The sequence below is a fragment of the Yersinia sp. 1652 StPb PI genome (assembly GCF_041538345.1).
Classification (GTDB): Bacteria; Pseudomonadota; Gammaproteobacteria; order Enterobacterales; family Enterobacteriaceae; genus Yersinia; species Yersinia enterocolitica_E.
In genome coordinates, this window is record NZ_JAULSM010000002.1 from 314367 (window position 1) to 329247 (window position 14881).

The window sequence follows — 14881 nt, forward strand, 5'->3', positions numbered from 1 at the left end:
TGGAGATGGGTTTGGATACCGAATTACTGAAAACCTTTTTGGAGGTCAGTAGGACTCGCCACTTTGGTCGCGCTGCTGAATCTTTGTACTTAACACAGTCGGCGGTAAGTTTTCGTATCCGTCAGTTGGAAAATCAATTAGGTGCAAATTTATTCACTCGTCATCGCAATAATATTCGTCTGACACCTGCGGGAGAACGTTTGGTGCCTTACGCAGAAACACTAATGAGTACCTGGCAACTAGCCAAAAAAGAGGTTGCTCACTCACTACAGCATACCGAGTTGTCCATTGGTGCAACCGCCTCACTGTGGGAGGCATACCTCACTCCGTGGTTGCAACAATTATATAAACAACGAGAGGCATTGCGCCTTGAGGCGCGGATTGCACTGCGGCACTCGCTGGTGAAACAGTTGCACGAACGGCAACTGGATTTATTGATAACGACCGAACCACCTAAAATGGATGAACTGGCAAGCCAACTGTTAGGGCATTTTTCGCTGCGACTATTTTCTTTTGAGCCGATTGATTTATCGAAAGAAACTGAGCCAGACGCCGAGCATAAAAATGCAAATGAAGCACCTTATATCAAGCTTGAGTGGGGAGCTGATTTTCATCAGCAAGAGAATAGATTGCTGGAGAGCGAGCAAATGGCGGTATTAACGACCACATCGGCACATTTGACCCGGCAGCTATTAGAAACCACCGGTGGCTGTGCTTTCCTGCCCGAACACTGGCAAAAAGAATACCCTCAATTAGCCATGAACGCTGATATGCCAGCTATTGTGCGGCCACTGTATGCTGTTTGGTTGCAAAACAGTGACCAGCAAACATTGATTCGACAACTGTTAAAAACACCGATGAATAACGCAGCTCAGAGCGCTATACGGGATTAAGTGGCGGCGACTGAGGGCGAGCACGCCGGTTCAGATAAAAAGCACTCATCGCCTTCTGAATCGCAATAAAGCTAAATAATAATATTCCGATGACAATTTTGGTCCACCATGAGCTAAGTGTGCCATCGAATGTGATGTAGCTCTGAATCAACCCCTGAATCAAGACACCAAACAGCGTGCCGAAAACTGTCCCGATACCACCGGTAAGTAATGTGCCACCGATAACGACTGCGGCAATGGCATCGAGCTCAACACCACTGGCTGCTAATGCATAGCCAGCAGAGGTATAGAGTGAGAAAACGATTCCCGATAGCGCGGCTAACGTGCTCGATAACATATAAATTTTAATTGTCGTTTGCCTGACAGGAACACCCATCAGTCCGGCAGAAACGCTATTACCCCCGATGGCATAAACATTATGGCCAAAGCGGGTTCGATGAGCCAACAGAATGCCAAATGCCACAACCATTAGCATGATGAAGGCTAATAATGTGAATCGCCCGCCACCAGGAACTTTCCAGGCATAGTTCGCCAGCGTGGCATAAAGTGGGTGATCAATAGGTATCGACTCTTCAGAGACGATAAAACTCATACCACGAACGAAGAACATCCCAGCCAGAGTAATAATAAACGCAGGGAGTTTCAGAGAATCAATAATCCACCCCATCAATGCACCAAACATCGCCCCCATAACTAAGACAATGGCAAAAGCATACATTGGGTGAATACCATAAGTTCCGATTAACTTAGCCAATAACACGCCGGTAAATGCAATTACCGACCCAACCGATAAATCGATGCCGCCCGATAGAATAACGAAAGTCATCCCTACGGCGACAATGCCCAGAAAAGCATTATCAGTCAGTAAATCACACCACACTCGGGTGGAGGAGAAACTGGGGAACTGACTGAGACAAAAAGCGTATCCCAGAATAAAAACGGCGATAGTAATCAGCAAAGGAATATTGCGCTTTAACATTATTTTCGCCTCGTGAAGATATGGCTAAATGAGATCATCGGTGACTGCACAATCAAGACGGCTAATACCACAATAGCTTTAAGGACCAGGTTAAACTCTGGCTGATAGCCTGAAAGTAAGATCCCTGTATTCATCCCTTGAATAATCAAAGCACCAATAACCGAAAGCAAAAGATTAAATCGCCCTCCCATTAAAGATGCACCACCAATGACTACCGCCAGAATTGCATCCAGCTCCAGCCATAAACCAGCATTGTTAGCATCGGCACCACGAATATCTGCCGTCACAATAATGCCAGCGACCGCTGCACAGATACCACAAATCACATACACGGCAATCAGTACCAAGCGAGTACTCACTCCCGCATTACGTGCTGATCGTAAGTTGATACCAACAGACTCAATGAATAGACCCAGTGCTGTTTTTCGGGTCAATAACCACACTATAATCAACATACTAAATGCGATGACTACTGACATCGGCAAATACATCAGCGTACTGCTACCCAACTTCGCCAAGCCACCCGTATCAAATGTAACAATCTGCCCCTCAGTAATCAGCTGGGCTATCCCCCGTCCTGCCACCATTAACATTAAGGTGGCCACAATCGGTTGGATTTGTAATACCGCCACTAAGAAACCGTTCCATAAACCACATAACGCGCCAACCGCAAGGGCGGCGACTAATACCGTTGGCAAAGGATATCCAGCACTGGTCAGTGTGGCCGCAGTTGCACCGGCTATTGCCATTACCGCACCAACCGACAAATCAATGCCGCCAGTAGCAATGACCAGTGTCATACCTAATGCCAGTAAAGCAACGGGAGCACCGCGATTTAGAATATCGATGACACTGCCAAACAACCGTCCATCCTGAATATGGATCGAGAAAAAGTTCGGGGCGACTAAACTATCAATCAATAAAATGACCGCCAGAGCACCAAATTGAGTGGCACCTTTCGGCAAGACCCATTTAACTTTGCGCGGTCGTTGCGGCATTGACAGGCTCCTATTAACCATGAAGTAACTCCTTATTGCACCGCGATCGCCTGCATGATGGCAGGAACGGAAATCTCATCGTGACCGAGTTGTGCAATATGTCGACGGTCACGCAGAACAATGACGCGATCGGCATAACCTGCCAATTCCTCTAATTCGGAAGAGATAATTAACAGTGCCAGCCCTTCATCACACAGTTTCTCAATCAGCCGAATAATTTCAGCATGCGCCCCCACGTCAATACCGCGCGTTGGCTCATCTAAAATCAAAAATCGAGGTTTTGTGGCAAGCCAGCGCGCTAATAAAACTTTTTGCTGGTTTCCACCGGAGAGATACTGAATTTGTTGCTCAGGGCCAGGAGTACGAATACCAAGCTGCTGAATGAATTGCTCAGCAATTTGAGTTTGTTCCCGCATTGAAAGTGGCCTTAACCATCCGCGCTGGGCCTGTAAGGCCAGAATAATATTCTCCCGAACTGTTGCAGCACCGACAATGCCATCAGTTTTACGATCTTCTGGGCAATAGCCAAAACCGAATTTTGATGCCGTGCGTGGTGTTCGGATCTTAACGGGCTTGCCTTGTATTTTGGCCTCCCCAGTATCCGGTGTCGTAACACCGAAAATTAATTGCGCAGTCTCGGTGCGCCCAGATCCTAATAGCCCAGCAAGTCCGACAATTTCACCAGGAGAAACAGCCAAATCGAAATTTTCCACCACACCCCGCCGACCATAGTTTTTAAACTCAACCAGTGGGTTGCTTGCCACAATATTATGTTCACCACGTTTGAGTAATTGCTCATCAAAGCTATGGCCCAACATCATCTGAACCAATTCGATACGGGGAAGTTCTGCGGTTGTTTTAGTGCCAACAAGTTTGCCATTGCGTAAGACAGTAATACGATCGCTGATCCGATAAACCTGATCGAGGAAATGCGTCACGAATACCATACCGATACCCTGATCTCGTAACTGACGTAAAATATCCAGCAACATACTGACTTCTTTAGCATCTAAACTTGCCGTTGGCTCATCCAGAATAAGTACTTTTGCTGATAGATCGACCGCGCGAGCAATGGCGACAATCTGTTGTATTGCAATAGAAAAGTTAGCTAACGGTTGCTGCACATCTAATGTAAGACCATAGCCCGTTAGCAGTTTTTCTGCCTGTAGATTCATCGTACGATGGTCAATTAACCCCCAACGTAATGGCTCACGGCCAATGAATAGATTTGCCGCAACAGATATATTGGGCAGCAAGTTGACCTCTTGATAAACAGTGCCAATCCCCAGTTTCTGGGCATCCGCAGTATCAATGGGACAAATGGCCTTACCATCTAAATAAACTTCACCGGCGGCCCGCTTATAGACCCCAGTTAATGCTTTGATTAAAGTCGACTTTCCTGCACCATTTTCCCCTAACAATGCGACAACTTCACCGCGAAACAGAGAAAAATCGACAGAGTCCAATGCCTTAACACCAGGAAATTCAACTGACAAGCCACGGACTTCTAGCAGTGTTTCCATCAGATGTACCCACGTTCAAAAACGACTCAGATATTGCCCAAATACAGGTGACGAAAGCAGGCGGGGCAAGCCCCGCCATTTGAATCAATAACCAAGGCTCTTCTTAGATTCGTATTCCTGTTTAGCCGTATCAGGCTGTAACAGACGAGATTCTGTCTGGATAAACTTAGGCGGTTGGGTGCCATCTTTCTTCAGCGCAATTAATGCATCGAAAGCAGGGCCTGCCATATTCGGTGTCAACTCAACAGTAGCATTAGCCTCTCCGCTACTCATCGCTTTAAAAATATCAGGGACGCCATCGATGGATACAATTTTGATCTCTGAACCCGGCTTCAACCCGGCTTCTTTAATGGCTTGAATGGCACCTATCGCCATATCATCGTTATGTGCATAGACAGCACAGATGTTCTTACCGTTTTGCTCCGCTTTAATGAAACTCTCCATTACTTCTTTGCCTTTACTCCGTGTGAAATCCCCGGACTGAGAGCGAATTATTTTTACGTTAGGTGCCGACGCTATCCCGTCAGCAAAACCTTTCTTGCGGTTAATAGCCACACTCGAGCCAACAGTGCCTTGTAGTTCAACCACATTACAAGGTTTACCTGCCACATCTTTCAGTAGCCACTCACCAGCGACTTTACCTTCATATACACTGTCTGAAGCCACTGCGGCGGTGTACAGGGAGGGATCATTCACCTCTATCATTCGGTCAAGCAGGAATACCGGGATTTTAGCTTCTTTCGCTTCCTGCAAAACCGGTGTCCAACCCGTTGCAACCACAGGAGCAATAAAAATGGCATCAACACCCTGAGCAATAAACGATCTAACAGCCTTGATTTGGTTCTCTTGTTTTTGTTGAGCATCCGCGATTTTTAATGTAATACCGCGCTTTTCAGCCTCTTGTTTAGAAACCTTAGTTTCCGCAGAGCGCCAACCGGACTCTGAACCAATTTGAGAAAAACCCACGACTAGCGGAGCCGCTTGGACTGCACTACACATTGCCGCTGTTACAGCTGCTGCTAACAGTAAACGCCTGTACATATTTCTCTCCTCACTTGTCATCGTCGAGCCGCTGACTCACTACCATTCCGAAGAACAGTTAAGATAATCATTCAGGTCATTTACTGTCCTGAGCATCGGCCAATTTGCAAATTATGTTGTTCTAAAAGCATATGATGTTTTTTAAGGTGAGCTTCCTGATAGCTAAAATGTTAATTAGTTTTAGTACATTTTGTAAAAGTAATAATGAGCAACGTCACACCACAGAATAACAATCGTTTTGTACATAAATTCAGCTAAATAGGTATGCATTGGGAACGTTACCTTTTAAAATTTTGTCAGGCTTAAAAAATAACTGTTGTTAATGGCAGAATATTGTTCGAACAAAAAGATCTTTTTGGAATTGGTAAAATGGATGGAAAATATGAGGGAATAGTGGTCAGAACAGAGGTCAAGATAAAAGCAGAACTATGTTAAAGAAGTAGTGTAAGTGTATCGGCGTATCATAAATGTACTAATTACGATTTTTGGGCATAAAAAAACCCCTCGCTTTCGCGAAGGGTTATTTATATGGCAGGGGCGGAGAGACTCGAACTCGCGACACCCGGTTTTGGAGACCGGTGCTCTACCAACTGAGCTACGCCCCTAAATTATGCTTAACATTATGCCTGCTAAGATAAGCAGGCATAATTTAAATAAGTGGCGGAACGGACGGGGCTCGAACCCGCGACCCCCTGCGTGACAGGCAGGTATTCTAACCAACTGAACTACCGCTCCACCGATTCTTTTACGTGTATCTTCCCGATACTTACCCTTGACAGGGCCAGCGCTCCGCGCTGTGCAAAACCGCTCTAAGCGATTTTGTCAGTTACCAGATGTCACTCTGATAACTCGTGTTTGATGCCTGGCAGTGTCCTACTCTCGCATGGGGAGACCCCACACTACCATCGGCGCTACGGCGTTTCACTTCTGAGTTCGGCATGGGATCAGGTGGGACCACCGCGCTAAGGCCGCCAGGCAAATTCTGTCTAAACTAAACCCGCTATGCAATACTACACACAGCCAGCCAGCCCAATCTCGGAACTTCGCTGAAAATATCAATCTTTCAAATCTAAAACACCTTTGGTGTTGTAAGGTTAAGCCTCACGGATCATTAGTACTGGTTAGCTCAATGCATCGCTGCACTTACACACCCAGCCTATCAACGTCATAGTCTTTAACGTTCCTTCAGGGGGCTTAAAGCCCCAGGGAAGACTCATCTCGAGGCAAGTTTCCCGCTTAGATGCTTTCAGCGGTTATCTCTTCCGAATTTAGCTACCGGGCAATGCCATTGGCATGACAACCCGAACACCAGTGATTCGTCCACTCCGGTCCTCTCGTACTAGGAGCAGCCCCTCTCAATCTTCCAACGCCCACGGCAGATAGGGACCGAACTGTCTCACGACGTTCTAAACCCAGCTCGCGTACCACTTTAAATGGCGAACAGCCATACCCTTGGGACCTACTTCAGCCCCAGGATGTGATGAGCCGACATCGAGGTGCCAAACACCGCCGTCGATATGAACTCTTGGGCGGTATCAGCCTGTTATCCCCGGAGTACCTTTTATCCGTTGAGCGATGGCCCTTCCATTCAGAACCACCGGATCACTAAGACCTACTTTCGTACCTGCTCGAGCCGTCACTCTCGCAGTCAAGCTAGCTTATGCCTTTGCACTAACCTCACGATGTCCGACCGTGATTAGCTAACCTTCGTGCTCCTCCGTTACTCTTTGGGAGGAGACCGCCCCAGTCAAACTACCCACCAGACACTGTCCTCACCCCGGATCACGGGGCCGAGTTAGAACATCAAACATTAAAGGGTGGTATTTCAAGGTTGGCTCCATGCAGACTGGCGTCCACACTTCGATGCCTCCCACCTATCCTACACATCAAGGCTCAATGTTCAGTGTCAAGCTATAGTAAAGGTTCACGGGGTCTTTCCGTCTTGCCGCGGGTACACTGCATCTTCACAGCGAGTTCAATTTCACTGAGTCTCGGGTGGAGACAGCCTGGCCATCATTACGCCATTCGTGCAGGTCGGAACTTACCCGACAAGGAATTTCGCTACCTTAGGACCGTTATAGTTACGGCCGCCGTTTACTGGGGCTTCGATCAAGAGCTTCGCCTTGCGGCTGACCCCATCAATTAACCTTCCAGCACCGGGCAGGCGTCACACCGTATACGTCCACTTTCGTGTTTGCACAGTGCTGTGTTTTTATTAAACAGTTGCAGCCAGCTGGTATCTGCGACTGGCTTCGGCGCCGGGAGCAAGTCCCATTACCTAATGCCAGCGTGCCTTCTCCCGAAGTTACGGCACCATTTTGCCTAGTTCCTTCACCCGAGTTCTCTCAAGCGCCTGAGTATTCTCTACCTGACCACCTGTGTCGGTTTGGGGTACGATTTAATGTTACCTGATGCTTAGAGGCTTTTCCTGGAAGCTTGGCATCAACTACTTCACCACCGTAGTGGCTCGTCATCACACCTCAGCGTTGATAAGCAACCGGATTTACCAAGTCACTCCGCCTACATGCTTAAACCGGGACAACCGTCGCCCGGCTAGCCTAGCCTTCTCCGTCCCCCCTTCGCAGTAACACCAAGTACAGGAATATTAACCTGTTTCCCATCGACTACGCTTTTCAGCCTCGCCTTAGGGGTCGACTCACCCTGCCCCGATTAACGTTGGACAGGAACCCTTGGTCTTCCGGCGTGCGGGTTTTTCACCCGCATTATCGTTACTTATGTCAGCATTCGCACTTCTGATACCTCCAGCAACCCTCACAGGTCACCTTCAACGGCTTACAGAACGCTCCCCTACCCAACAACACCTAAGTGTCGCTGCCGCAGCTTCGGTGCATGGTTTAGCCCCGTTACATCTTCCGCGCAGGCCGACTCGACCAGTGAGCTATTACGCTTTCTTTAAATGATGGCTGCTTCTAAGCCAACATCCTGGCTGTCTGTGCCTTCCCACATCGTTTCCCACTTAACCATGACTTTGGGACCTTAGCTGGCGGTCTGGGTTGTTTCCCTCTTCACGACGGACGTTAGCACCCGCCGTGTGTCTCCCGTGATAACATTCTTCGGTATTCGGAGTTTGCATCGGTTTGGTAAGTCGGGATGACCCCCTAGCCGAAACAGTGCTCTACCCCCGAAGATGAGTTCACGAGGCGCTACCTAAATAGCTTTCGGGGAGAACCAGCTATCTCCCGGTTTGATTGGCCTTTCACCCCCAGCCACAAGTCATCCGCTAATTTTTCAACATTAGTCGGTTCGGTCCTCCAGTTAGTGTTACCCAACCTTCAACCTGCCCATGGCTAGATCACCGGGTTTCGGGTCTATACCTTGCAACTAGACGCCCAGTTAAGACTCGGTTTCCCTACGGCTCCCCTATTCGGTTAACCTTGCTACAAAATATAAGTCGCTGACCCATTATACAAAAGGTACGCAGTCACACCACGAAGGTGCTCCCACTGCTTGTACGTACACGGTTTCAGGTTCTATTTCACTCCCCTCGCCGGGGTTCTTTTCGCCTTTCCCTCACGGTACTGGTTCACTATCGGTCAGTCAGGAGTATTTAGCCTTGGAGGATGGTCCCCCCATATTCAGACAGGATGTCACGTGTCCCGCCCTACTCATCGAGTTCACAGCAAGTGTGTTTTGGTGTACGGGACTATCACCCTGTACCGTGCGACTTTCCAGACGCTTCCACTAACACACAAACTGATTCAGACTCTGGGCTCTTCCCCGTTCGCTCGCCGCTACTGGGGGAATCTCGGTTGATTTCTTTTCCTCGGGGTACTTAGATGTTTCAGTTCCCCCGGTTCGCCTTGCATGGCTATGTATTCACCATGCAATAGTGCAACGAATTGCACTGGGTTTCCCCATTCGGGTATCGTCGGTTGTAACGCTTCATATCAGCTTACCGACGCTTTTCGCAGATTAGCACGCCCTTCATCGCCTCTGACTGCCTAGGCATCCACCGTGTACGCTTAGTCGCTTAACCTCACAACCCAAAGGTGTTTTTCGTTATTGGTGTGGCTGTGAACACACTCTGCTATGTTGTGCAGTGCGCGCAATCCTCATGAACGTTAAGTTCACTCCGGTTGCTGTGCGCTGTACGCCTTGCCGAGTGTCTTCTCGCTCACACTGCAACAATGATTAACCCATTGGCATTGCGATTATTTGAGAGACTCTATTACAGGTTACTCTTTATCTCAGTACATCTACGGAGAGATAAATTTCAGCTGTAATGTTTCAATTTTCAGCTTGTTCCAGATTGTTAAAGAGCAATATTTCACAACACACTGTGCCTTACGACCGCAGTACGTTTTGAAATAGTTTTTTTATATGGTGGAGCTAAGCGGGATCGAACCGCTGACCTCCTGCGTGCAAGGCAGGCGCTCTCCCAGCTGAGCTATAGCCCCATATAAAAAGCAAAATACCTTATCGGCATAACTCATTCTCAGACAAGACGCAGTCACGCAACGTTTATGGGTATAAACGAGTGTGTCTGTAACGCACTATGAGGATGAGTTGGTGGGTCTGAGTGGACTTGAACCACCGACCTCACCCTTATCAGGGGTGCGCTCTAACCACCTGAGCTACAGACCCAACAAGGTACTAAAGCCCGACTAATCTCTCAGTCCGGCCTTATTTGCTCGTTACTTTCTATCAGACAATCTGTGTGGACACTGCGCAATGCGTATCGTTTAGGTAAGGAGGTGATCCAACCGCAGGTTCCCCTACGGTTACCTTGTTACGACTTCACCCCAGTCATGAATCACAAAGTGGTAAGCGCCCTCCCGAAGGTTAAGCTACCTACTTCTTTTGCAACCCACTCCCATGGTGTGACGGGCGGTGTGTACAAGGCCCGGGAACGTATTCACCGTAGCATTCTGATCTACGATTACTAGCGATTCCGACTTCATGGAGTCGAGTTGCAGACTCCAATCCGGACTACGACAGACTTTATGTGGTCCGCTTGCTCTCGCGAGTTCGCTTCACTTTGTATCTGCCATTGTAGCACGTGTGTAGCCCTACTCGTAAGGGCCATGATGACTTGACGTCATCCCCACCTTCCTCCGGTTTATCACCGGCAGTCTCCCTTGAGTTCCCACCATTACGTGCTGGCAACAAAGGATAAGGGTTGCGCTCGTTGCGGGACTTAACCCAACATTTCACAACACGAGCTGACGACAGCCATGCAGCACCTGTCTCACGGTTCCCGAAGGCACTAAAGCATCTCTGCTAAATTCCGTGGATGTCAAGAGTAGGTAAGGTTCTTCGCGTTGCATCGAATTAAACCACATGCTCCACCGCTTGTGCGGGCCCCCGTCAATTCATTTGAGTTTTAACCTTGCGGCCGTACTCCCCAGGCGGTCGACTTAACGCGTTAGCTCCGGAAGCCACGCCTCAAGGGCACAACCTCCAAGTCGACATCGTTTACAGCGTGGACTACCAGGGTATCTAATCCTGTTTGCTCCCCACGCTTTCGCACCTGAGCGTCAGTCTTTGTCCAGGGGGCCGCCTTCGCCACCGGTATTCCTCCAGATCTCTACGCATTTCACCGCTACACCTGGAATTCTACCCCCCTCTACAAGACTCTAGCTTGCCAGTTTCAAATGCAGTTCCCACGTTAAGCGCGGGGATTTCACATCTGACTTAACAAACCGCCTGCGTGCGCTTTACGCCCAGTAATTCCGATTAACGCTTGCACCCTCCGTATTACCGCGGCTGCTGGCACGGAGTTAGCCGGTGCTTCTTCTGCGAGTAACGTCAATCAACCGTGCTATTAACACGATTGCCTTCCTCCTCGCTGAAAGTGCTTTACAACCCGAAGGCCTTCTTCACACACGCGGCATGGCTGCATCAGGCTTGCGCCCATTGTGCAATATTCCCCACTGCTGCCTCCCGTAGGAGTCTGGACCGTGTCTCAGTTCCAGTGTGGCTGGTCATCCTCTCAGACCAGCTAGGGATCGTCGCCTAGGTGAGCCATTACCCCACCTACTAGCTAATCCCATCTGGGCACATCCGATGGCGTGAGGCCCGAAGGTCCCCCACTTTGCTCTTGCGAGGTCATGCGGTATTAGCTACCGTTTCCAGTAGTTATCCCCCTCCATCAGGCAGTTTCCCAGACATTACTCACCCGTCCGCCGCTCGCCGGCAAAGTAGTAAACTACTTCCCGCTGCCGCTCGACTTGCATGTGTTAGGCCTGCCGCCAGCGTTCAATCTGAGCCATGATCAAACTCTTCAATTTAAGATTTGTTTGATTTGCTACTAATAAAAGCAGCGATGCTCAAAGATTACTTTCTGCAAATAAGCATTCGAACCGAAGTTCAAATGTGTACTGCTTTGGTCACTCTTCAAGACTTTGATATTTCTTCTGCCTGTCGAAACAGGCTTCGATATCGTCTTGCGAGTGCCCACACAGATTGTCTGATAAATTGTTAAAGAGCGTTCGTTACCCGTTTGCCTTTCGGCGAATCTTACGGTAACGCGGGAGGCAGATAATACGCTTTCCCGCTGAAGAGTCAAGAGTTTCTTTGGTTTCTTTCGAAGTCAAAATCATTCTTTTCGCTTCCTGACCCGGCGAAGTATGTTTCGTTGTTCCCGGTCAGTGGAGGCGCATTATAGGGAGTTCCTGACAGCCTGCAACCCCTAATTTGAAAAAACTTTTCAACCGCTGAATCTTTAGTCAAAATGCCTTTAAATTGGCAGTTTTTGCAGCACCGGGAAGCCATAACCCTGCAAAACGGGCAATAAAACGTCAGTATCTGCATTCAACGCCATGCAGTAAGCAATATTATCTTCCTGAGAAGAAACTACATTTTCTTGAGAAGAGATGAGCCAGGCAGTGCGACGAGCAATTGCGGCACCGGAATCGACCATGCGAGTACCTTCAGGCAACACTTGCGCCAACTCTTCTACTAATAGAGGGAAATGAGTGCACCCCAATACAATGGTGTCCGGTGGCTCACGCATCGCCAACCATGGGTGGAGGATTTTCTTTAATGTTTCGATAGGTACAGCACCACCATGCAACTTGGACTCTGCCAGTTCCACCAGCTCAGATGAACCCAGCAATTCAATTTTGCAATCGGTAGCAAAGCGCTCAATCAAGTCCCGTGTATAAGAAGCATGAACCGTGCCACGGGTAGCCAATAAGCCAACAACACCATTGCGGGTTAATCGCACCGCCGGTTTGATAGCAGGAACAACCCCAACCACAGGGAATGCAAAGCGTTCACGTAAAGCAGGAAGTACTACTGTGCTGGCGGTGTTACAGGCAATGACGACGATTGCCAGCGGATGGCGCTGCTGTACCGCAGTGACAATTTCCAGAACGCGTTCAACGATAAACTCACCGGACTTCTCCCCATAAGGGAAAGCGACATTGTCGAAAGCATATATATAGTGGAGATCCGGCAACAACTGCCGAATCTCTTGATAGACAGATAGCCCGCCAACACCTGAGTCAAAAATCAGTGCTGTCGGGCGAGGAGCAGTATCAGCCTTAGAAGTTATAGCTTCCGGTGAGGTAATACTCTCGTCCAGCGGTTTTATAGCCATAAGCCGTTTCGTAATCTTTATCAAACAGGTTAGCAATTCTACCACGAACTGTAAGATGAGAAGTAACCGGATAACTCGCTGAAACATCTACCGTGCTATAACTCGGTAATTCACGTTGAGTCGAGCTATAGGCTGAGGTGCTATTGTCATAGCGTTTACCGTAGTACTGATAAGAAACGTCCATATCCAGATTGAACATTGTCCAATCTAATTGATACTTGGCTTGCTGTTTAGAACGACGGGCTAAAACTTCATTATTCTTATCATTACGCGGATCCATATATTGCAATGTTATCTGGTGATTGAAAATGCCGGTATCGACGCTACCTGTCCATTCAACCCCTTTTATCGTTGCCGAATCAACATTGTAATACTGCCCTTTGTAGGTATTTGGGTCGGAGAAGTAATCGATCAGGTTTTCAATTTTGTAGCGATAAGCAGACAAACGCCAATCAAGTGGGCCAGTCAATCCTTCCAGGCCTGCCTCCCATTGGCGGGACTCCTCAGGTTTCAAATCACTGTTTGATATGATATCAAAGCGCTGCGAACCATACTGCTGACCCAGTGACGGGGCCAAAAATCCTGTTCCATAGGATAATGTCGCACGATAATCAGGGATAAATTCCCAGCCTGCGGCGGTTTGCCATGTCTCATGCCAGCCAAACTGCTCATCTTTATCTTCACGGCCCGAGGCTTCCAGCGTCACACTACCTATCTTCTGCTGCCCGCTAAGATACAAACCGGTATTATCCCGCTTATATGTATCAGAGATAGTGGTACTCGATGAGGTCAAACGCTGTTGCTGCCAGTCAACGCCAGCACTCAGCGTTGCACTCTCAAAGCTGTATGTATTACCCCATTGCACGTTACGCTGATCCATATCGTCCAGCGTAGTCGCCACGCCATAACGCCCATATTGGCTGCTGTAGTTATAATCTTTGTATTTCTGATAGCTACCGATTAATTGAGAGGAGAAAGCTCCCGCTGCATAACGTAGCCCTGCGTCATAAGTATGGTTATATAATCGCTCCTCATCACCACTGTAAGCAGGGGAAGAAATACTGCCAACATCGTAATCAGTATTGTTGGTGTAACCATAACCTCTGACGAAACCGGATATATCTTGATTGAACTGATGCTCTAGCCCTGCCCAAAAATTTTTATTACGAAAACCGTCCCGATCGCTATCCACTGGATTAGGTGAGTCGGGTTTAATGTTAAAACCGTTCGTGGTTTGATAGCCGCCCGCTATCGTCGCTAAAGTATCACCAAAGCGTTGGCGAACGCTGCCGTCATATTGCTGGTAACCTTTAGAACCAACCCCGGCATTAATCTGCCCACCTTCCTGGTCTGACTGTGTAATCACGTTAATTACACCACCAATCGCCCCAGAGCCATATACGGCAGAGCGAGGCCCGCGAATATATTCAACACGTTGCACCAAAGAGAGAGGTATTTGATTAAAGTCGACACTATTGATGATACCGGTTCGCGCCAGAGGAATGCCATCGATCAGCACTAATACATGACGGGCTTCGGTACCACGAATATACATAGAAGAGCCTTGGCCTAACCCCCCGGTTTGCGCAATATCCACGCCAGGTAGCCGGCGCATCACTTCATTGAGGCTTTTTGCCTGCCAGCGGTCGATATCATCACGCGTTACTACATCGGTGGGTGCCAATACCGTGGAAACTGGCTGTTTGAAACGGTTGGCGGTAACCACCATTTCGTCTTTATTACCTGTTGTGGTGCTGTCCTGGGCCCATCCAGAAAATGCCGTCACAGAAAGGGCTGTGATCAGCGTATATTTTTTAATTGTCATGAATACAAGCATCCAAACTCAATTGGCGGATGCCGCAGTGCCATGGCCGATAGTTCGC

Annotated in this window: 7 protein-coding genes, 4 tRNA genes and 3 rRNA genes; 1 reads left to right on the top strand and 13 read right to left on the bottom strand. The window is 48.4% G+C overall.

The genetic code is table 11. The features are described from left to right. Positions 1–11: 11 nt before the first annotated feature. Positions 12–893, top strand: a complete 882-nt coding sequence (gene hdfR / locus Q2T71_RS18060) for an HTH-type transcriptional regulator HdfR (protein ID WP_372560100.1) — start codon at positions 12–14, stop codon at positions 891–893. Here the strand turns inward: hdfR and yjfF are convergent. From yjfF to btuB, 13 genes are all read right to left on the bottom strand, one after another. After that, complete coding sequence (gene yjfF, locus Q2T71_RS18065) at positions 880–1872, bottom strand: galactofuranose ABC transporter, permease protein YjfF (protein ID WP_083161832.1); 993 nt, start codon at positions 1870–1872, stop codon at positions 880–882. The two genes, hdfR and yjfF, sit on opposite strands and share 14 nt — an antisense overlap. Then, positions 1872–2891, bottom strand: coding sequence for a galactofuranose ABC transporter, ATP-binding protein YtfT (gene ytfT, locus Q2T71_RS18070; RefSeq protein ID WP_083161830.1), 1020 nt, complete (start codon positions 2889–2891; stop codon positions 1872–1874). Before ytfT ends, yjfF begins: the two co-directional genes overlap by 1 nt. 11 nt (positions 2892–2902) lie before the next feature. After that, entirely contained in the window at positions 2903–4393 is a 1491-nt protein-coding gene (gene ytfR / locus Q2T71_RS18075; protein ID WP_372560101.1) for a galactofuranose ABC transporter, ATP-binding protein YtfR, read from the bottom strand. Between the two features lie 84 nt (positions 4394–4477). Beyond that, positions 4478–5434: a galactofuranose ABC transporter, galactofuranose-binding protein YtfQ gene (gene ytfQ, locus Q2T71_RS18080; RefSeq protein WP_005162730.1), complete on the bottom strand. Its 957-nt coding sequence runs from the start codon at positions 5432–5434 to the stop codon at positions 4478–4480. 529 nt (positions 5435–5963) lie between these two features. Continuing rightward, a tRNA-Trp gene (locus Q2T71_RS18085) sits at positions 5964–6039 on the bottom strand. A gap of 53 nt (positions 6040–6092) precedes the next feature. Further along, positions 6093–6169 (bottom strand) — tRNA-Asp (locus Q2T71_RS18090). Between the two features lie 125 nt (positions 6170–6294). Then, positions 6295–6410: ribosomal RNA gene (gene rrf, locus Q2T71_RS18095) — 5S ribosomal RNA — on the bottom strand. Positions 6411–6524: 114 nt separating this feature from the next. Next, positions 6525–9431: ribosomal RNA gene (locus Q2T71_RS18100) — 23S ribosomal RNA — on the bottom strand. 345 nt (positions 9432–9776) lie between these two features. Beyond that, positions 9777–9852: transfer RNA gene (locus Q2T71_RS18105), tRNA-Ala, on the bottom strand. A gap of 110 nt (positions 9853–9962) precedes the next feature. Further along, positions 9963–10039, bottom strand: a tRNA-Ile gene (locus tag Q2T71_RS18110). A gap of 103 nt (positions 10040–10142) precedes the next feature. Continuing rightward, a 16S ribosomal RNA gene (locus Q2T71_RS18115) occupies positions 10143–11685 on the bottom strand. Together the 16S, 23S and 5S rRNA genes with 4 tRNA genes alongside form the textbook arrangement of a ribosomal RNA operon. 449 nt (positions 11686–12134) lie before the next feature. Further along, positions 12135–12998, bottom strand: coding sequence for a glutamate racemase (murI, locus tag Q2T71_RS18120; protein WP_083161826.1), 864 nt, complete (start codon positions 12996–12998; stop codon positions 12135–12137). Then, entirely contained in the window at positions 12943–14823 is a 1881-nt protein-coding gene (gene btuB, locus Q2T71_RS18125) for a TonB-dependent vitamin B12 receptor BtuB (protein WP_372560102.1), read from the bottom strand. The genes murI and btuB overlap by 56 nt, the downstream gene beginning before the upstream one ends. Positions 14824–14881: the final 58 nt, after the last annotated feature.